This window comes from Variovorax sp. HW608, assembly GCF_900090195.1.
Lineage (GTDB): Bacteria > Pseudomonadota > Gammaproteobacteria > Burkholderiales > Burkholderiaceae_C > Variovorax.
The window spans coordinates 1,669,132-1,684,894 of sequence record NZ_LT607803.1 but is presented as its reverse complement, the minus strand read 5'-3'; the positions used below and the strand labels follow the sequence as shown (position 1 = coordinate 1,684,894).

Genomic DNA, 15,763 nt, shown 5'->3' with positions numbered 1-15,763 from the left:
CTCCCTTAAGGGCGTTGCCAAGGCGCGACTCAGCCTCGTTCATCTCTGAAAGATTTGAAACCGCAGGTGGCCGCGGTTGCTGGAAAGCCGAACATCCGGTTGCGTTTGCGCGAACCGGCAGGCTTGGGCGCAACTATTTTTGGCTTCCCCGCTGGGGCTTCGGCTCAGGCTCTCGTCAACTCTGACAGGTGAGGCTTTCATGATCGATCGACGCACCTTTGCAGCTTGCTGTGTGCTTGCCATCCCATCCACCGTCTGCCTTGCGCAGTCCTCCGTCTCCGACTCGTACTTCGACAACCGCTGGTACGTCACGCCCTTCGGCACCTATGTCCATCCGGACAACGGGCGCATCGCCAAGAACGGCTGGGGCGGCGGCGTGGCGATCGGCAAGCCGATCAGTCCGAGCTGGAACATCGAATTGCGGCCCCAGTACGAGGAACTCGACCAGGATCGCCTCGGCCCGGGCAAGTACAAGAACTGGAGCGCCTCGCTCGACGCGCAGTGGTTCTTCATGGGTCGCCAGGGCTATCGACTCTGGCAGTCGAACAGCGTACAGCCCTATCTGGTGGGCGGCATCGGCGCCATCCGCGACAAGTTGGACCGGCCGTTTGTCCCGGGCAGCGAGAGCAAGACGAGCTTCATGGCGAACCTCGGCGCCGGCGTCGTCTGGCCGTTCTCCTCGTGGGGCCGGCTGGTGGCCGACCTGCGCTACCGCTACGACGACAACCGGGCCAGGTTCGCGGTCGACCACGGGCACCTGAACGAATGGCTGTTCACCGTGGGCCTGCAGATCCCGCTCGGCGCCCCGCCAGTGGTCGCGCAGGCGGCCCCGCCGTCAATGCCTGCGGCCATGCCGCCGCCGCCGCCACCACCACCCCCGCCGGTGCGCAACTTCGAACTCTCGTCCACCGGCACGTTCTTCTTCGACAAGGCGGAACTGACGCCCAGCGGCCGCAGCCGCGTCGACGGCCTGGTCGAGGAACTCAAGACCACGAACGTGCGGCCCACCTCGATCGTGATCGTCGGCTACACCGACCCGCTCGGCAGCGCCGAACACAACCAGCGCCTGTCCGTGGCACGGGCGAACGCGGTCCGCGACGAGATGGTGCGGGTGGGCGTGCCGCCCAACGTGATCCAGACCGAGGGACGCGGCGCGACGAACTTCAAGGTCACCGAAGCCGATTGCAAGGCGCAGGGCAAGGCCCGGCGGCGCACCGACCTCATCGCCTGCCTGGAGCCGAACCGCCGCGTGGAAATCAGCGTGACGGGCGAACAGGCGCACTGACGCGCGTCGGCCGGGCCTTCAGCGCCGGCGCCAGTCCACCGGCTCGATGTTCATCGCCTGCCGGTACTTCGTGACCGTGCGCCGCGCCACGCTGAAGCCCTGCTCGCCGAGCATGCGCGCGAGCGTCGCATCGCTGAGCGGTGCGCCGTCCTGCTCCGACGAGATGAGCTCGCGCAGCAGCTCCTTGATCGCGGTCGGCGCGGTCGCGCGGCCGCTTCGGTGCGCCAGCCCGCGCGAGAAGAAGTACTTGAGTTCGAACACGCCCGACGGCGTCGCGATGTACTTGTGGTGGACGGTGCGCGACACGGTGGACGGATGCACGCCCACCGCATCCGCGACGGCGCGCAGGGTCAGCGGCTTCATCGCCAGCGGGCCATAGTCGAGAAAGAGCTTCTGCTTCGCCACGATGGCCTGCGCGACGTCGTGGATGGTCGCCGCCCGCTGCGCGAGGTTCTGCACGGTCCAGCGCGCGCGTTCGAGGCAGCCCGCCAGCGCAGGGTTGCGCTCGCACGCCTGCCGCTCGAAGAGGCGCGCGTAGTCCTGGTTCAGGTTCAGGCGCGGCATGGCGGACTCGTTGAGCACCGCGGTCCACACGCCGCGCCTCTTGCGCACGAACACGTCGGGGGTGACGAAAGGCGTCGGCGTGGCGTCGTACTTCCAGCCCGGGCGCGCATCGAGCCGGCGGATGCACTCGCCTGCCTCGCGGACGCGCACGAGCGGCTCGCCGAGCGCGTCCGCGAGGCGCTTGAGATGGTGTCTCGCGAGCAACTCGAGATGGCCGGACGCGATGCGACGCACCGTGTCGCGCAGGATCGGGTCCGCGATGCGCGGCAACTGCAGCAGCAGGCACTCCGAGACACTGCGCGCGCCCACGCCCGGCGGATCGAGCGCCTGCACCCGCCGCAACGCGCCGAAGAGGTCGGCGTCGAGCTCCGCGGCATCCTCGCCGTCCTCCCGCACGACCGCGGCGATGTCGTCCAGCGAGATGCGCAGATAGCCGTCGTCGTCCAGTGACTCGACCACCGCCGCGGCGAGCATGCGTTCGCGCTCGCCGAGCCGCAGGACGCCCAGTTGCGCATGCAGGTGCTGCCGCAGCGATGCGGCCACCGGCAGGCGCTGCAGGGCGTCCGCGCTCTCCTCGTGCGACAGCACGGCACCGCGCGCGGCAGGACCGAGGCGGTCGATGAAGTCGCGCGACTCGTTCGGATCCGGCCCGGCGGCTTCGGGCGCCTCGATGGCATCGGTCGCGGCGGGCGTGGCGTCCTCGAAATCGAGGAACGGGTTGTCCTCTGCCGCTTCCTGCAGCGCCTGCGCATAGTCCAGCGACGACAGGTGCAGCAGGCGCACGGCCTGCTGCAGCCGGGGCGAAAAAGCCGTGAGCTGGGCGGGACGGATGTGCTGTCCGAGGGCTGGCATGAGCGGTCAGCGCAACTGTTGTGCCAGCTCATCATAGCGATAAACTAATACCTTGGTTTTCAATAAAAAGCGAGAAGAGGGAACCATGCGGAAGGTGTTGCGGCAAAACTTGCGCGTCCGGCAGGGCTTGGCCGCCCTCGGGCTGTTATCGGCCACGTACTGGGCAAGTCGAGCCCTGCGAAAACGCACGCCTGCGGCACAAGTGAGCGCGAACGACGCCGAAGAGGCCGGACGCCTGCGCGAGAGACTGGCCGTCCAATCCCGCGAGTTGCTTCGACTGGACCACGAGCTGCGCACCCCCATCGGCGCGGCGCGCGCCGCACTGGAAATTCTCCAATCGGCGACCGATGATGAGGATCTGCAGGCCGAGGCGCGGCGGGTGATCGCTCGCCAGCTCGCGCGTATGACGGCGCTGACAGAGGAATTGCGCGGACTCGCACAGAGATACCCCGACTAGCCGTCTTGCGCACGCTGGCGAAGGACGGCAATGTCGAAAGATTCGGCGCCGTCGAAGGATCAAGTGCGCCGGACACGGAACGAGGGGTCGACCTTGGGACATGCGCTGATCGTTGAAGACGACGAGGACTCGGGCCAGATGCTCGCGTCGCTCGTCAAGCGCGAAGGCCATTCCGCGGCCACCGCGTCGTCGTTGACTTCGGCCCGGCGCTTTCTCGCGATGCAGCCGCCGGACGTGCTGCTGCTCGACCTGCACCTGCCCGACGGCAACGGGCTGGAACTCTTCGAGAACGCGGATCTGATCTCGGACACCGAGGTGGTCCTCATGACCGGGCAGGCCAGCCTGGAGACTTCCATCCAGGCGCTGCGGCTCGGGGCCGCCGACTATCTGGTCAAGCCGATCAATCCCCAGCACCTCAAGAGCCTGCTGTCGCGGCTCATCCGGCCCTCCAAGCTCCAGGCCGAAATCACCCACATGACCGAGCAATGGCGCGAGACCGGCTGCTTCGGTCCGCTGATCGGCGCCTCGGATTCGATGCAGAGCGTGTACCGGCAGATCGCGCGCGTCGCCGCCACCCCGGTCACCGTCTTCATCCAGGGCGAGAGCGGCACGGGCAAGGAACTGGTCGCCCGCTCGGTGCACGAGCTCAGCCGGCGCCGCGAGCAGCCCTTCCTCGCGATCAACTGCGGCGCGATCTCGCCGCACCTCATCGAAAGCGAGATCTTCGGGCACGAGCGCGGCAGCTTCACCGGCGCGGAACGCCAGCACCAGGGCTTCTTCGAGCGCGCGCATGGCGGCACCCTCTTCCTCGACGAGGTGACGGAGATGCCGCTCAACCTGCAGGTGAAGCTGCTGCGGGTGCTCGAGAACGGGACCTTCATGCGCGTGGGCTCCACCCAGCTGCAGCAGACCGATACCCGCATCATCGCCGCCACCAACCGCGATCCGGCGGACGCGGTGATGCGCGGCGCGCTGCGCGAGGACCTGCTGTACCGCCTGAACGTGTTCCCGCTCGCGCTGCCGCCGCTGCGCGAGCGCGCGAGCGACATCCCGCTTCTGGCGGAGCACTTCCTCGAGGAGATGGGGCGCGAGGAACAGACCTCGAAGCGGCTCACGCCCGAGGCCATCCGGCATCTTCAGGCCTACCCCTGGCCGGGCAACGTGCGCGAACTGCGCAATGCGCTGCAGCGGGCCTGGGTCATGGCCCATGGCGCGCAGATCGACGCCGAATGGCTGCCCCGCATGCCTGCCGGATCGCCCCCGGCCGCCACGGTCGCCGCGCCATCCCAGGCCGTGCAAGGCGGCGAAAGCGGCGGCCCGCACCTCGACATCCGCATCGGGACGCCGCTTTCCGAGGTGGAGCGCCAGCTCATCCTCGCGACCTTCGAATACTGCGGCCAGCACAAGGAGCGCACTGCTGCGCTGCTCGGCATCAGCATGAAGACGCTCTACAACCGGCTCAAGGAATACAAGCTCTGAGCGCAGCGGGCACACGGTTTGCCGGCCTTCGGGCGGAGGACATGCGCAGCAGCATGTGCGATCGCGGACTGGAGTGCGCCGATGACGATGGTTTCCGAGGTCATGAGCCGGGCGGTTCGGGCGGTATCGCCGCATGCGTCGGCAGAAGTGGCCGCCAGGGCCATGGATGAGTGGGGCCTGGCCTTCGTGCCGGTCTGCGAGGATGGAAGGCTCCTGGGCGTGGTCACCGCGCGGGACATTGCGGTGCTCACCGTCGCGCGCGGCTTGCCGCCATCGAGCACCCCCGTCGGCTATCTCATGTCGGCGAATCCCTTCTGGTGCTACGAAGACCAGCCGTACGACGAGGTGCTGCAGAGCATGGACGGCCGCCTGCCGCGCAGGATTCCGGTGGTGGATCGCGCGCGACGGCTGGTCGGCATGCTGTCGCTGGGCGGGACGCCGACCAGCCCGCGCTGAGAACTCAGGACTCCGACGGGGCGTCGCCCCGGCGCAGCGCGAGCTGCTCCTCGATCAGCTGGACGACCTGCTCCGGATCGATCGGCTTGGTCAGGTGCGCGTCGAAGCCCGCTTCGAGCGAGCGGCGCACGTCGCTTTCCTGCCCCCAGCCGGTCATCGCCAGCAGGATCAGGTCCGCGCCGCCGTCCATCGCGCGCAGGCGCCTGGCCACTTCGTGACCGTCCATGTCGGGCATGCCCACATCCAGCAGAACCACGGCCGGCTGGAGTTCCGCCGCCAGTTGCAGCGCTCGCCGGCCACCGCCGGCGGTCACGGTCCGGTAGCCCATGATCTCGAGCAGCTTGGCCACGCCCCAGCCCGCGTCCTCGTTGTCGTCCGCCACGAGAACCGGCACGTCGCTGGCGCGGCGCTGCACGGGCGCCTGTTCGCTCATCGTGCCTCTCTATGAAGGCAGCGATTATGCGCTTCCGAAATCCCCGAAGCGCGGCGGCAACCCGGACGCCAGTTCCGGCAGCGCCGGGATGCCGCCCGCCGAGGCTTCTGATCGCAACGACGATGCGGCGCGCCCCGCGTCAACCATGTGCGACGCCACTGACCGGGCTGTAGGAGCAAGGCGCCGTTACCGCACCGTCGAGCCCTCTCGCGAGCGCAGGCGCCGCCTGCTACGGCTTCGCCGAGGTAGCGCGCAACCCCATGTAGCTCGTCCACTTGCGCTCGTACTCGTTGCGCTCGAACTCGTCGACCATGAAGTCGATGAACGATCGGACCTTGGTGGGCAGGTGCTTGCGGCTGGGGTAGGCGATGTTGATCTGCAGGCGCGGCAGGTCCCACTCGTTCAGCACCGGCACCAGCCGTCCCGCCACGATGTCGTCATAGACGATGTAGCTGGGCTGCACGAGGATGCCCATGCCGTCCAGCGCGGCGGCGCGCAGGATCTGTCCGTCGTTGGATTCGAAGATCCCCCGCACCTGGATGACCTGGGTCTGCTGTCGCAGCGTGAGCTTGAGCTCCTGCCATTTGTTCGCCAGCACGTAGAGCAGGAAGTCGTGCTGCGTCAGATCCTGCGGCACCTGGGGAACGCCGTACGCAGCCAGGTAGCCCGGCGAGGCGCACAGCACGCGCCGCGTGCTCGCCAGACGGCGAATGGTGATGTTGCTGTCGGACTCGAACTCCCGCGTGCGGATGGCGACGTCGATGCCGCTGTCGATCATGTCCATGTAGCGATTGGCCGCTTCCAGGTGCACCGTGACGTTGGGATAGAGCGCGTGGTAGCGCCGCAGGCGCGGAGCGATCTGGTGCAGCGCGAACGACAGCGAGGCGCTGACCCGGAGCACTCCCGAGGGATTGAGGTTCTGGGTCTGCAGCACCGCCTCTGCATCCTGCAGTTCGGCCATCGCCGCGCGGGCGCGCTCATAGAACGCCTGCCCCTCCGCGGTCAGGTACAGCCGCCGCGTATTGCGCTCGACCAGCCGGGTCTTGAGGCGGTTTTCGAGCGCGCTCAGATGCCGGCTCGCCGCCGGATTGGACAGGCCGAGCAGTTCCGCTGCGCGGCCAATGCTTCCGCATTCGGCGACCTGGATGAAGAGCTCGAGCTCGGTGAAACGATCCATCTTTCCAAAATTCGGAAATCAAATTTCCGATCGGGGAAGTTTATCTATCGGTTTTGAAAAACTAAAGTGGCGTTCGCAACCGAATTCCTCCAGGAGACGACATGAACGACAAGCTGAAGAACGAACTCGAAATCCGCCGGATGATCGAGCGCTGGGCCGTCTGGCGCGACGCCGGCGACTGGGAGCGCTTCGCCACCGTCTGGCATCCCGAAGGCGTGATGATGGCGACCTGGTTCCAGGGCCCCTTTGCAGACTTCATCCGCGTCACGAAGGAAGGTTGGGCGAAGGGCGTCAGCATTCTTCACTTCCTCGGCGGCTCGGCGATCGACATCGAGGGTGAGCGCGCCATCGCGCAGACCAAGATGACGATCTCGCAGCGTGGCGAGGTCGACGGCGTGCTGTGCGACGTCGTCTGCACCGGTCGCTTCTATGACTTCGTGGTGCGCCACGAAGGGGAATGGAAGCTGCTGCATCGCCAGCCGATCTACGAGAAGGACCGCATCGACCCGGTCGACCCGGCCGCGACCGTGACGCTGGACCAGGTCGCGCTGGCCCGGATGCCCGAAGGCTATCGCCACCTCGCGTTGATCCAGAAGCGCATCGGCTATACGGTCAAGATGGATATGCCGATGCTCAAGGGCGACGCCGTCCAGGACCTGTACCGTCGCGGCGCCGCCTGGCTCGCCGGCGGCGCGCTGGAACGCTGAATTCGGGATCCGACCATGCGCAACCTGAATCAGGACAACATCACCCAGGCGGTCATCGCCAGCTTTGCCGGCACGACGGACCCGCGGCTGAAGGAAATCATGACCAGCCTGGTCCAGCACCTGCACGCCTTCGCGCGCGAGGTGCGGCTGACCGAGGCGGAGTGGTTCAAGGGCATCGAGTTCCTGACCGGCTGCGCCCACATCACCGACGACAAGCGGCAGGAGTTCATCCTGCTGTCGGATGTGCTGGGCCTGTCCATGCTGACGGTGGCGATGAACAACGACAAGCCCGCCGGCTGCACGGAAGCCACGGTATTCGGGCCCTTTCACGTCGCGGGTGCGCCGCGCTACGAACTCGGCGCCGACATCGCCAATGGCGCCAAGGGTACCCCTTGCCTGGTGCAGGGAACCGTGCGCGGCATCGACGGCGAACCCGTGCCGGGCGCCGAACTCGACGTCTGGCAGTCCGACGAGGACGGCTTGTACGACGTGCAGCACGAAGGCCTCGCGCAGGCGCAGGCCCGCGGCATCCTGACCGCCGACGACGAGGGGCGCTTCCACTTCCGTTCGATCGTCGCGGTGCCGTACGCCATCCCGCACGACGGCCCCGTGGGCGCGATGCTCGAGGCGACCGGGCGCCACCCCTGGCGCCCCGCGCATCTGCATTTCATGGTCAGCGCGCCGGGCTACGAGACGCTGATCACCCATGTGTTCCGCAACGAGAGCGACTACCTCGACTCGGATGCCGTCTTCGGCGTGCGCCAGTCGCTGGTGTGCGATTGGCAGCGGCAGCCCGATGGCAGCTATCTGCTCGAATACGACTTCGTGCTGAAGCCCGCCACCGAATCGGTCGCCCGATGATCCGGCACATCGTGATGTGGAACGTCCGCGGTGAAAGCGACGACGAAAAGGCCGCCAACATTGCGACGCTCAAGCGCTGCTTCGAGACGCTGCGAGGCCGCATCCCCGGCCTGCTGAAGCTCGAGATCGGCGTCGACACGAGCCGCGTCGACTATGCATGCGACGTGGTGCTGTACAGCGAATTCGAATCGCAGGCCGCGCTCAGCGCCTATGCAACGCACCCCGAGCACACGCGCGTGCGGCAGGAACTGGGCGACCTGCGGATCGCCCGCTACCAGGTGGACTATCCCGCGTGAGGCGGGTCTCCATCGCAGAAAGGAAAGAAGAACGTGCGTGACTTTATCCACGCCGGCCAGCCAACGCGCGTGGTGTTCGGTGCCGGCTCGCTCGCCCATCTCGAACGCGAAATCGATCTGCTGGGGTCGAGGCGCGCGCTGGTCCTTTCGACGCCGGACCAGGCGGCCCAGGCCACGATGGTGGCCGATCGCCTCGGTGCACGTGCCGCGGGCGTCTTTGCGCGTGCCGTGATGCACGTGCCGATCGAGACCGCTCGCGAGGCGCGCGAGGAAGCCCGGCGGCTCAACGCCGATTGCGCCATCGCCATCGGCGGCGGCTCGACCGTGGGCCTGGGCAAGGCCATTGCGCTGGAGTCCGGCTTGCCCGTGCTGGCCGTGCCGACCACCTACGCCGGCAGCGAGATGACGCCGATCTACGGCATCACCGAAGCGGGCCTCAAGAAAACGGGCCGCGATCCGCGGGTGCTGCCGCGCACCGTGATCTACGACCCGGCGCTGACCGCGAGCCTGCCTGTAGCGCTGAGCGTCACCAGCGGCATGAATGCCATCGCGCATGCCGCCGAGGGCCTCTATGCGCAGGACAGCAATCCGATCATGGATCTGATGGCGGAAGAAGGCATCCGGGCACTGGCGCAGGCGCTCCCCGTCGTGCGACAGCAGCCGCGCGATCTGGATGGACGAAGCGATGCGCTTTACGGCGCCTGGCTTTGCGGCACCGTGCTGGGCAACGTCGGCATGGCCTTGCACCACAAGCTCTGCCACACGCTGGGTGGCAGCTTCAACCTGCCGCATGCGGAAGTGCACACCGTGGTCCTGCCGCACGCCATCGCCTTCAACGCCGAAGCGGCCCCGCAGGCCATGCAGCGGATCGGGCGCGCGCTCGGCGTTCAAGGAAAGTCGAGCGCGGCCGCGGGCCTGTTCGACCTCGCGCGCGCCAACGGCGCGCCGGTGGCGCTGCGCGACATCGGCATGCGGGCGGACGACCTCGACCGCGCAGCCGAGATCGCCGCCAGCAATCCGTACTGGAATCCGCGTCCCATCGGACCGGCCCAGCGCGCCGAGATCCGCGCGTTGCTGCAGCGGGCCTTCGAGGGCGTTCGTCCGGAATGAGGGAGCCGGCGCGCATCGGCACACCAATGGTGTAAGCCAATGAAACCCGGCCTCGCGCCGGGCATGGCATTTGCCTGTACTTCACATTGGGCCCTCCGGTCAACCGGGGCCCATGAATGCAGGAGATGGAATGACAAGCCCCAATTTGGCCGGCGACACGGGGCCGGAGGAATGCAGCGCCGACAGTGGGTCGCACACGTTTCAGTACAGAGGCTGGAGAGTCACGATCGAGCTGGAACCGTCGAATGCCGACGGGATCGTGAGCGGACATGCGGATCTCCACGACCGGTCGGCGTTTCGATGCCGGCTGATGCTCTCGGGCCGCCACGACGACGGCGTCAGCGCGATCCGGGCGCTGGCGGCGAAGGCACGCACGCTGATCGACGAGCGGCACGAGGATGCCTGAGGCGGCGTCGCGTGTAGAAGCTGCCGCAGTTCCTTCCACCCATCCGGCAATTCTTGCCACGGCGAACCGGCGCCGGCAGCGGTCCGGCGTCGTCGCTTCGGGCGCTCTGCAGTGGGCACGTCCTTTGCCGTGCATGAGACGGGGTTCGCCCCGCCACCTCGACCGAGTCAACCAGGAGTACAGCATGACGCTCAAAGACGGCCACGATGCCAGCCAAACCATGTCACCGCGCGGACGCGGCTTCGCAGGAATGGATCCGGCGCGGCAGCGCGACATCGCCCGCGAAGGCGGGCGCGCGGCGCACGAGAAAGGCACTGCACACGAATTCACCCCTGCGGAAGCGCGCGCGGCCGGGCAGAAGAGCCGCATGAACCGCCTTGCGCGCGAGGCGGCCGGGCAAAGCTGACAAGCGGGATACGCGCGGCGACAGCCGTGCGGCAACGCTTGCCGCAACGACTGCCGCCGCCGGTTCAATATGCTTCAACGCCGCCAGGCGGGAACCGCCATGGCGTTGTAGGCGAGGCAGGCGGCACGCCCCTCGGCGGTGATGCCCGTGACCACGATGCGCTCGATCCGGCGCTCGCCGCTTTGCAGCAGGACGATCGGATCGGCCTCGGCCTCCAGCAGCGAGGCGCTGCGAAGCGCGAGGATCTTGTGGATGTCCTCCTGGGTCTCGCACACCACGGGCAGCTGGCGGTGCGAGAGCAGGTCGAGCAGCTCGTAGCAGGCGGCGGCCCGGCCGGTTTGTGTCGGGTGCTTTTTCATGGGGCGTCGTGCGAGGAAAGGCTGGGTCGTCAGTCCCGGCAATCGCCGTGCCCAGATGACTCAGCCGCCGTCGAACCCGAAGAGGCGTCGGGGCGTGTGGTACAGGATGGATGCGCGCGCCGCCTCGTCGGGGACGAGCTTCATGAAAAGCGCGAGCAAGGGGCCGTAGTCCAGGCGGCGCACCGCGCGCAGATGGGGCCAGTCCGAGGCCCACAGGCAGTGCTCGGCGCCGAACTGCGCCAGCAGCGCCTGGCTGAACGGCATCGCGTCGTCGAAGGGGAAAGGCAGGAGCGAGAACTTGTCGTACCCCGAGAGCTTGACGTAGCAGCGCGAGCTTTCCGCGAGCGCGAGCAGGGCCTGGAAGCCCGCGCCGCCGACGCCGGCCCGAAGGTCGGGACGGCCGTGATGGTCCACCAGGATGCGCGCGCCGCAACCGCGCAGCCGCGCGCCGAGGCGCACCATCTGGTCGTCGCGCACCTGCACCTGCACGAACATGTCGAGCTGCGCGAGCCGATCCCAGAGCGCGTCGAGCACGCCTTCGTGCGGCTCCCCCAGCAGCGCGAAGTTGTGCGCGACACCGACGATGCCTTGCGCCTTCAGGTCCTGCAGCTGCGCCATGGAAATGTCGGGCGGCACGATCGCCACACCCTTGAAGCGGCCCTCGCCCTGGCGGATCGCATCGAGCATGCAGCGGTTGTCGGCGTTGTAGCCCGAGTTGGGTTGCACCAGCAGCGCATGGCGCACGCCGTGCACGGCCAGGACCTCTTGGAAGGACCGCAGCGTTCCGATCTCGGCGCCCGAGGGGTGGTAGGCCGCATCGGCCGCGTAGGGGAAGCGGTCCGGATCGAGGACGTGGCAATGACAATCGATCTTGGGCTGCTCGAAGATGTCTCTTTGTGCGTTCATCGGCGCAACGATACAGGCTTCGTCGCGCCGCGCGCGGCACGGCCGAGCTTGCGCCGCCCCTGCGCGCCGATCGCGGCCACCATCTGGCGAACGAAGGCCTGCACCAGCGGTGGCAGGGTGCGGCCTTCCAGCGACAGCGCCTGCAGGCGCCTCTGCTGCAGCACCGGCTCGACGAAAGGCCGCGCCACCACCGTGCCCGCCTCGATCGGTTGCGCCACGGTGAGCAGGCCGGACAGCATGATGTCGCGATCACGCAAGAGCGGCAGCATCACGGAGGAGAAGTTGCTGACGAAGAGCGGCCGGTACTGCAGGCCCTGCGCGCTGCACGCCAGGTCGAGCAACTGCCGCGCCGTGACGCCCGGACTGGCCACCAGCAGCGGAAAGCGCACCGCCTGCGCCAGCTCCACCTGGCGGCCGCGCGCCAGCGGATGGCCGGGCAGCATCACGGCCAGCACCGGCGCCGGCGCGGTGTGTTCCACGCGCAGGCCGGCTTCGGGCGCCACCACGTATTTCAGGCCGATGTCCGACTCGCCGCGCAGCAGCCGCTGGCTCACCTCGTCCGGCGCCCCGACGTGCAGCTCGATGCCGGCCGCCGGGTGCGCCGACCGGAAGTCGCGCATCAAGGCCTGCATGAAGCCGCTCGCAAAGCCTTCGGTGCAACACACCCGCACGCGGCCCGCCGCCTGGCCGCCGAGGCTGCGCACCTCCTCGAGCACATGGTCGGCATCGAGCAGCGTGTTGCGAAGGTGCCCGGCCAGCCGCTGCCCGGCGGCGGTGAGCACCATGCCCTGGCGGTTGCGCTCGAAGAGCGGCGTGCCCAGGCCGTCTTCCAGCTTGGCGATCTGCCGGCTGACGGCCGAAGCGGCCACGAACAGGCGGGCGGCCGCCTGGTTGACGGAGCCGGCCTGCGCCACTTCCATGAAGTAGCGCATCGGAATGCTGAGCAGCGAGGGATGCATCCGGATTGGGTGTTGCCTTGGAGGCAACGGCAGTATGCCAAAACGATAGCGCAGGCAATACCGGATTGGCCGTCTACTTGCGTGACTCCCCGCGATGGACTTGCCATGAACCGACACGATGCCCTTGCCCTGGCCGGCGCCTACTTCGACGGCGGCCGCTTCTTCGACGATCTCGCGCGCCGCGTGGCGCTGCGCACCGAGAGCGACACCGGCAGCACGCCGCCGGCACTCGCCGACTACCTGACGCACGAACTGGTGCCGCGCCTCGCGCCGCTTGGCTTCGACTGCGAGATCGTCGCCAATCCCGCGCCCGGCGGCGGCCCCTTCCTGATCGCGCGCCGCGTGGAAGATCCGCGCCTGCCCACGGTGCTGAGCTACGGCCACGGCGACGTGGTGAGCGGCCAGGACGCGCTCTGGCGCGACGGCCTTTCGCCCTGGCAACTGGTGGCGCGGGGCGAGCGCTGGTACGGCCGCGGCACCGCCGACAACAAGGGCCAGCACACCATCGCACTCGGCGCGCTCGAAGCCGCGCTCGAGGCCCGCGACGGGCGCCTTGGCTACAACATCACCTGGCTGATCGAGACGGGCGAGGAAGCGGCTTCGCCCGGGCTCGAAGCGGTCTGCGCGCAGCGCCGCCACGATCTCGCGGCCGACCTCTTCATCGCGAGCGACGGCCCGCGCGTGCGCGCCTCGCGTCCCACGCTCTTTCTCGGCTCGCGAGGCGCGGTCAACTTCACGCTGCGGCTGAAGGCGCGCGAGCGCGGCTATCACTCGGGCAACTGGGGCGGCGTGCTCAGCAATCCGGCCACGGTGCTGGCGCACGCGGTCGCCACGCTGGTGGATGCGCGCGGGCGCATCCTCGTCGATGCGCTGCGTCCGCCGCCGATGAGCGAAGCCCTGCGGCGCGCGGTGGCGACCCTTGCGATCGGCGGCGGCGCCGACGATCCCGAGCTGAGTCCGGACTGGGGCGAGCCGGGCCTCACGCCGGCCGAGCGCCTCGTGGGCTGGAACACGCTGGAAGTGCTGGCGCTGGGCGCCGGTGCGCCGCAGCGCCCGGTCAATGCGATCCCGGCCGAGGCCGTGGCGCATTGCCAGTTGCGCTTCGTGGTGGGAACGCCGTGGCAGGAGCTCGAGCGCATCGTGCGCGAGCACCTCGCCGCGCACGGCTTCGGGCAGGTGGAGGTGGAAGTCACGCTGAGCGGCGCGGCCACGCGGCTCGACCTGGACAACCCATGGGTCGGCTGGGCGCTGCGCTCCATCGAGGCGAGCAGCGGGCAGCCACCGGACCTGCTGCCCAACCTCGCCGGGTCGCTGCCCAACGACATCTTCGCGCGCGTGCTGGGCCTGCCCACGCTCTGGGTGCCGCATTCGTACCCGGCCTGCGCGCAGCACGCGCCGCACGAGCACCTGCTCGCGCCGCTGGCACGCGAAGGGCTGCAAGTGATGGCCGGCCTTTACTGGGACCTGGGCGAGCCGCACGCGCCCTGGCGGGATGGCGCGCTGGCGCCGCACGCCTGAGGCGGCCGCATCCCCCCACACCACCACGCACAGCAACAGGAACCGGAGACTTCCCAGATGATGAACAAGCGCCATTTCCTTCAGACGCTCGCGCTCGCCGCCACCGTGCTCGGCGCTGCCACCACCCACGCCGAGGAACCCGCCTGGCCCGCGAAACCGATCCGCCTCGTCGTGCCGTTCCCGCCGGGCGGCGGCACCGATCTCGTGGCGCGCGCGCTGGGGCAGAAGCTGGGCGAACGCCTGAAGCAGCCGGTGGTGATCGACAACCGGCCCGGCGCATCGACCATCATCGGCACCGACGCGGTGGCCAAGGCGGCGCCGGACGGCTATACGCTGCTGCTGTCGGGCTCCACGAGCTACAGCGTCAACCCGGCGCTGCGCGCGAAGCTGCCTTACGACCCGGTGCGCGATCTGGCGCCGATCGCCATCGTCGCGCGCACGCCGCTGGTGCTGGTGGTGGCGCAGAACTCGCCCTGGAAGACGGTGGATCAGCTCGTCGCTGCCGCCAAGGCCAAGCCGCAGGGGATCCGCTATGCGACTTTCGGCCCCGGTTCCGGTCCGCATCTGGCGGGCGAATTGCTCGCGCTCGCGGCCGGCGTGAAGCTTCAGGACATTCCTTACAAGGGCGGCGCGCAGAGCATGCTGGCGGTGATCAGCGGCGAGATCGATCTCGACATCGACGCCGTGGCCATCGCGGCGCCGCATATCCAGGCCGGGAAGCTGCGCGCACTGGGCATCGTGGGCGCGAGCCGCTCCAGCCTGCTGCCCGACGTGAAGACGCTGGCCGAGCAGAAGCTGCCCGATGCGACCTTCGACGCCTGGTACGGCTTCGCCGCACCCGCGAAGACGCCGGCGCCGGTGCTGGAGCGCCTGTCGCGCGAGCTCACCGCGGTCATGGCCGACCCGGCCCTGCAGGCGCAGCTGAAGACGCAGGGCATGGAGCCGGTGGCCATCGGCGCTGCCGCCTTCCGCACCCAGATGGAGAGCGAGATCGCACGCTACCGCGCGCTCGCGCATCGCGCGGGCATCGCGATGGAATAGTCGGGGGAGCAGTCAGGCAGGCTTCAACGAGAAGGCCGCCACGTCGCCGGGCTTGCGCAGCATCTTGTCGACCTCGGCGGCGTGCAGTTCCTCGGCATGGATCATCTGGCGCGCGAATTCCTCCAGCGCGACCGATTTCCCTTCCACCAACGACAGCAGTTCGCGGTACAGCGCGAGTGCGCGAAGCTCGGTCTCGAGCGATTCGCGCAGCATGGCGGCGACATCGTGCTGGTGGGAGTCGAGCAGCGGCCCGATCGCGAGCGAGGGGTAGTCCCCCAGCGTGGTGATCCATTCGCCCACCTGCTGCGCGTGCAGCAGCGATTCGTTGGCCTGGTCGCGCAGCCACGCAACGATCGGGATGCGGTTGAAGCCGAACACCAGGAACGAATAGTGCGTGTAGCGCACCACGCCGGCCAGTTCGGCTTCGAGCAGCCGATTGAGCACGGAGACGACCTTCTCTTGATCGAGCTGTTCCATGTCAGCGCTCCCGG

Annotated in this window: 19 protein-coding genes; 12 read left to right on the top strand and 7 right to left on the bottom strand. The window is 68.5% G+C overall.

Translation table 11 applies throughout. From position 1 onward, the window contains the following. Positions 1-199: 199 nt before the first annotated feature. Complete coding sequence (locus VAR608DRAFT_RS07800) at positions 200-1,285, top strand: OmpA family protein (protein ID WP_088953542.1); 1,086 nt, start codon at positions 200-202, stop codon at positions 1,283-1,285. 18 nt (positions 1,286-1,303) lie between these two features. Here the strand turns inward: VAR608DRAFT_RS07800 and rpoN are convergent, their stop codons facing one another. Beyond that, positions 1,304-2,701 carry an RNA polymerase factor sigma-54 gene (gene rpoN / locus VAR608DRAFT_RS07795; RefSeq protein ID WP_088953541.1) on the bottom strand — a complete coding sequence of 466 codons (1,398 nt, stop codon included), beginning with the start codon at positions 2,699-2,701 and terminating at the stop codon, positions 1,304-1,306. 85 nt (positions 2,702-2,786) lie between these two features. Here rpoN and VAR608DRAFT_RS07790 point away from each other — a divergent pair, with 85 nt between their 5' ends. The 3 genes from VAR608DRAFT_RS07790 (at position 2,787) to VAR608DRAFT_RS07780 (ending at position 5,093) form a co-directional block, all read left to right on the top strand. Further along, positions 2,787-3,158 (top strand): histidine kinase dimerization/phospho-acceptor domain-containing protein, encoded by a 372-nt coding sequence (locus VAR608DRAFT_RS07790; protein WP_088953540.1) that lies wholly within the window; start codon positions 2,787-2,789, stop codon positions 3,156-3,158. Positions 3,159-3,251: 93 nt separating this feature from the next. Further along, positions 3,252-4,637, top strand: coding sequence for a sigma-54-dependent transcriptional regulator (locus tag VAR608DRAFT_RS07785; protein WP_088953539.1), 1,386 nt, complete (start codon positions 3,252-3,254; stop codon positions 4,635-4,637). 81 nt (positions 4,638-4,718) lie between these two features. Further along, complete coding sequence (locus VAR608DRAFT_RS07780) at positions 4,719-5,093, top strand: CBS domain-containing protein (protein ID WP_088953538.1); 375 nt, start codon at positions 4,719-4,721, stop codon at positions 5,091-5,093. A 4-nt stretch (positions 5,094-5,097) separates the two neighbouring features. On the opposite strand, the gene VAR608DRAFT_RS07775 is transcribed toward VAR608DRAFT_RS07780, so the two are convergent. Together VAR608DRAFT_RS07775 and VAR608DRAFT_RS07770 are read right to left on the bottom strand one after the other, a co-directional pair. After that, positions 5,098-5,526, bottom strand: a complete 429-nt coding sequence (locus VAR608DRAFT_RS07775) for a response regulator (RefSeq protein WP_088953537.1) — start codon at positions 5,524-5,526, stop codon at positions 5,098-5,100. Positions 5,527-5,755: 229 nt separating this feature from the next. After that, a complete protein-coding gene (locus VAR608DRAFT_RS07770) occupies positions 5,756-6,703 on the bottom strand; it encodes a LysR family transcriptional regulator (protein ID WP_088953536.1) in 948 nt (315 codons plus the stop codon). A gap of 101 nt (positions 6,704-6,804) precedes the next feature. Between VAR608DRAFT_RS07770 and VAR608DRAFT_RS07765 the strand changes: the two genes are divergently transcribed. From VAR608DRAFT_RS07765 to VAR608DRAFT_RS07740, 6 genes are all read left to right on the top strand, one after another. Next, positions 6,805-7,410, top strand: coding sequence for a nuclear transport factor 2 family protein (locus VAR608DRAFT_RS07765; protein WP_088953535.1), 606 nt, complete (start codon positions 6,805-6,807; stop codon positions 7,408-7,410). A 15-nt stretch (positions 7,411-7,425) separates the two neighbouring features. Continuing rightward, on the top strand, positions 7,426-8,271 hold the full coding sequence (locus VAR608DRAFT_RS07760; RefSeq protein ID WP_088953534.1) for an intradiol ring-cleavage dioxygenase: 846 nt from the start codon (positions 7,426-7,428) through the stop codon (positions 8,269-8,271). Beyond that, on the top strand, positions 8,268-8,567 hold the full coding sequence (locus VAR608DRAFT_RS07755; protein ID WP_088953533.1) for a Dabb family protein: 300 nt from the start codon (positions 8,268-8,270) through the stop codon (positions 8,565-8,567). The genes VAR608DRAFT_RS07760 and VAR608DRAFT_RS07755 overlap by 4 nt, the downstream gene beginning before the upstream one ends. A 33-nt stretch (positions 8,568-8,600) precedes the next feature. Continuing rightward, the gene (locus VAR608DRAFT_RS07750) at positions 8,601-9,677 is read left to right on the top strand and encodes a maleylacetate reductase (protein ID WP_088953532.1); all 1,077 of its coding nucleotides are present in this window, start codon (positions 8,601-8,603) and stop codon (positions 9,675-9,677) included. Between the two features lie 130 nt (positions 9,678-9,807). Further along, complete coding sequence (locus tag VAR608DRAFT_RS07745; RefSeq protein WP_088953531.1) at positions 9,808-10,083, top strand: hypothetical protein; 276 nt, start codon at positions 9,808-9,810, stop codon at positions 10,081-10,083. 184 nt (positions 10,084-10,267) lie between these two features. Next, complete coding sequence (locus VAR608DRAFT_RS07740) at positions 10,268-10,489, top strand: KGG domain-containing protein (protein WP_088953530.1); 222 nt, start codon at positions 10,268-10,270, stop codon at positions 10,487-10,489. 74 nt (positions 10,490-10,563) lie between these two features. Here VAR608DRAFT_RS07740 and VAR608DRAFT_RS07735 read toward each other — a convergent pair whose 3' ends face one another. The 3 genes from VAR608DRAFT_RS07735 to VAR608DRAFT_RS07725 are packed head-to-tail and all read right to left on the bottom strand — an operon-like array spanning position 10,564 to position 12,713. Then, positions 10,564-10,848, bottom strand: a complete 285-nt coding sequence (locus tag VAR608DRAFT_RS07735) for a hypothetical protein (RefSeq protein ID WP_088953529.1) — start codon at positions 10,846-10,848, stop codon at positions 10,564-10,566. Positions 10,849-10,908: 60 nt separating this feature from the next. Then, positions 10,909-11,754 (bottom strand): amidohydrolase family protein, encoded by an 846-nt coding sequence (locus VAR608DRAFT_RS07730; protein ID WP_088953528.1) that lies wholly within the window; start codon positions 11,752-11,754, stop codon positions 10,909-10,911. Continuing rightward, complete coding sequence (locus VAR608DRAFT_RS07725; protein ID WP_088953527.1) at positions 11,751-12,713, bottom strand: LysR family transcriptional regulator; 963 nt, start codon at positions 12,711-12,713, stop codon at positions 11,751-11,753. Before VAR608DRAFT_RS07725 ends, VAR608DRAFT_RS07730 begins: the two co-directional genes overlap by 4 nt. 105 nt (positions 12,714-12,818) lie before the next feature. On the opposite strand from VAR608DRAFT_RS07725, the gene VAR608DRAFT_RS07720 reads away from it, so the two are divergent. Together VAR608DRAFT_RS07720 and VAR608DRAFT_RS07715 are read left to right on the top strand one after the other, a co-directional pair. Beyond that, positions 12,819-14,231: a M20 family metallopeptidase gene (locus VAR608DRAFT_RS07720; protein WP_088953526.1), complete on the top strand. Its 1,413-nt coding sequence runs from the start codon at positions 12,819-12,821 to the stop codon at positions 14,229-14,231. Between the two features lie 60 nt (positions 14,232-14,291). Next, positions 14,292-15,272 (top strand): Bug family tripartite tricarboxylate transporter substrate binding protein, encoded by a 981-nt coding sequence (locus tag VAR608DRAFT_RS07715; protein WP_088958673.1) that lies wholly within the window; start codon positions 14,292-14,294, stop codon positions 15,270-15,272. 12 nt (positions 15,273-15,284) lie between these two features. Here VAR608DRAFT_RS07715 and VAR608DRAFT_RS07710 read toward each other — a convergent pair whose 3' ends face one another. After that, entirely contained in the window at positions 15,285-15,749 is a 465-nt protein-coding gene (locus VAR608DRAFT_RS07710; RefSeq protein WP_088953525.1) for a ferritin-like domain-containing protein, read from the bottom strand. Positions 15,750-15,763 lie beyond the last annotated feature (14 nt).

What these genes read in the sequence shown, in the direction of transcription:
- VAR608DRAFT_RS07800 (WP_088953542.1), top strand. Translation starts at nt 200, where the DNA reads ATGATCGATCGACGCACCTTTGCAGCTTGCTGTGTGCTTGCCATCCCA.
- rpoN (WP_088953541.1), bottom strand. Translation starts at nt 2,701, where the DNA reads ATGCCAGCCCTCGGACAGCACATCCGTCCCGCCCAGCTCACGGCTTTT.
- VAR608DRAFT_RS07790 (WP_088953540.1), top strand. Translation starts at nt 2,787, where the DNA reads ATGCGGAAGGTGTTGCGGCAAAACTTGCGCGTCCGGCAGGGCTTGGCC.
- VAR608DRAFT_RS07780 (WP_088953538.1), top strand. Translation starts at nt 4,719, where the DNA reads ATGACGATGGTTTCCGAGGTCATGAGCCGGGCGGTTCGGGCGGTATCG.
- VAR608DRAFT_RS07775 (WP_088953537.1), bottom strand. Translation starts at nt 5,526, where the DNA reads ATGAGCGAACAGGCGCCCGTGCAGCGCCGCGCCAGCGACGTGCCGGTT.
- VAR608DRAFT_RS07770 (WP_088953536.1), bottom strand. Translation starts at nt 6,703, where the DNA reads ATGGATCGTTTCACCGAGCTCGAGCTCTTCATCCAGGTCGCCGAATGC.
- VAR608DRAFT_RS07765 (WP_088953535.1), top strand. Translation starts at nt 6,805, where the DNA reads ATGAACGACAAGCTGAAGAACGAACTCGAAATCCGCCGGATGATCGAG.
- VAR608DRAFT_RS07760 (WP_088953534.1), top strand. Translation starts at nt 7,426, where the DNA reads ATGCGCAACCTGAATCAGGACAACATCACCCAGGCGGTCATCGCCAGC.
- VAR608DRAFT_RS07755 (WP_088953533.1), top strand. Translation starts at nt 8,268, where the DNA reads ATGATCCGGCACATCGTGATGTGGAACGTCCGCGGTGAAAGCGACGAC.
- VAR608DRAFT_RS07745 (WP_088953531.1), top strand. Translation starts at nt 9,808, where the DNA reads ATGACAAGCCCCAATTTGGCCGGCGACACGGGGCCGGAGGAATGCAGC.
- VAR608DRAFT_RS07740 (WP_088953530.1), top strand. Translation starts at nt 10,268, where the DNA reads ATGACGCTCAAAGACGGCCACGATGCCAGCCAAACCATGTCACCGCGC.
- VAR608DRAFT_RS07735 (WP_088953529.1), bottom strand. Translation starts at nt 10,848, where the DNA reads ATGAAAAAGCACCCGACACAAACCGGCCGGGCCGCCGCCTGCTACGAG.
- VAR608DRAFT_RS07730 (WP_088953528.1), bottom strand. Translation starts at nt 11,754, where the DNA reads ATGAACGCACAAAGAGACATCTTCGAGCAGCCCAAGATCGATTGTCAT.
- VAR608DRAFT_RS07725 (WP_088953527.1), bottom strand. Translation starts at nt 12,713, where the DNA reads ATGCATCCCTCGCTGCTCAGCATTCCGATGCGCTACTTCATGGAAGTG.
- VAR608DRAFT_RS07720 (WP_088953526.1), top strand. Translation starts at nt 12,819, where the DNA reads ATGAACCGACACGATGCCCTTGCCCTGGCCGGCGCCTACTTCGACGGC.
- VAR608DRAFT_RS07715 (WP_088958673.1), top strand. Translation starts at nt 14,292, where the DNA reads ATGAACAAGCGCCATTTCCTTCAGACGCTCGCGCTCGCCGCCACCGTG.
- VAR608DRAFT_RS07710 (WP_088953525.1), bottom strand. Translation starts at nt 15,749, where the DNA reads ATGGAACAGCTCGATCAAGAGAAGGTCGTCTCCGTGCTCAATCGGCTG.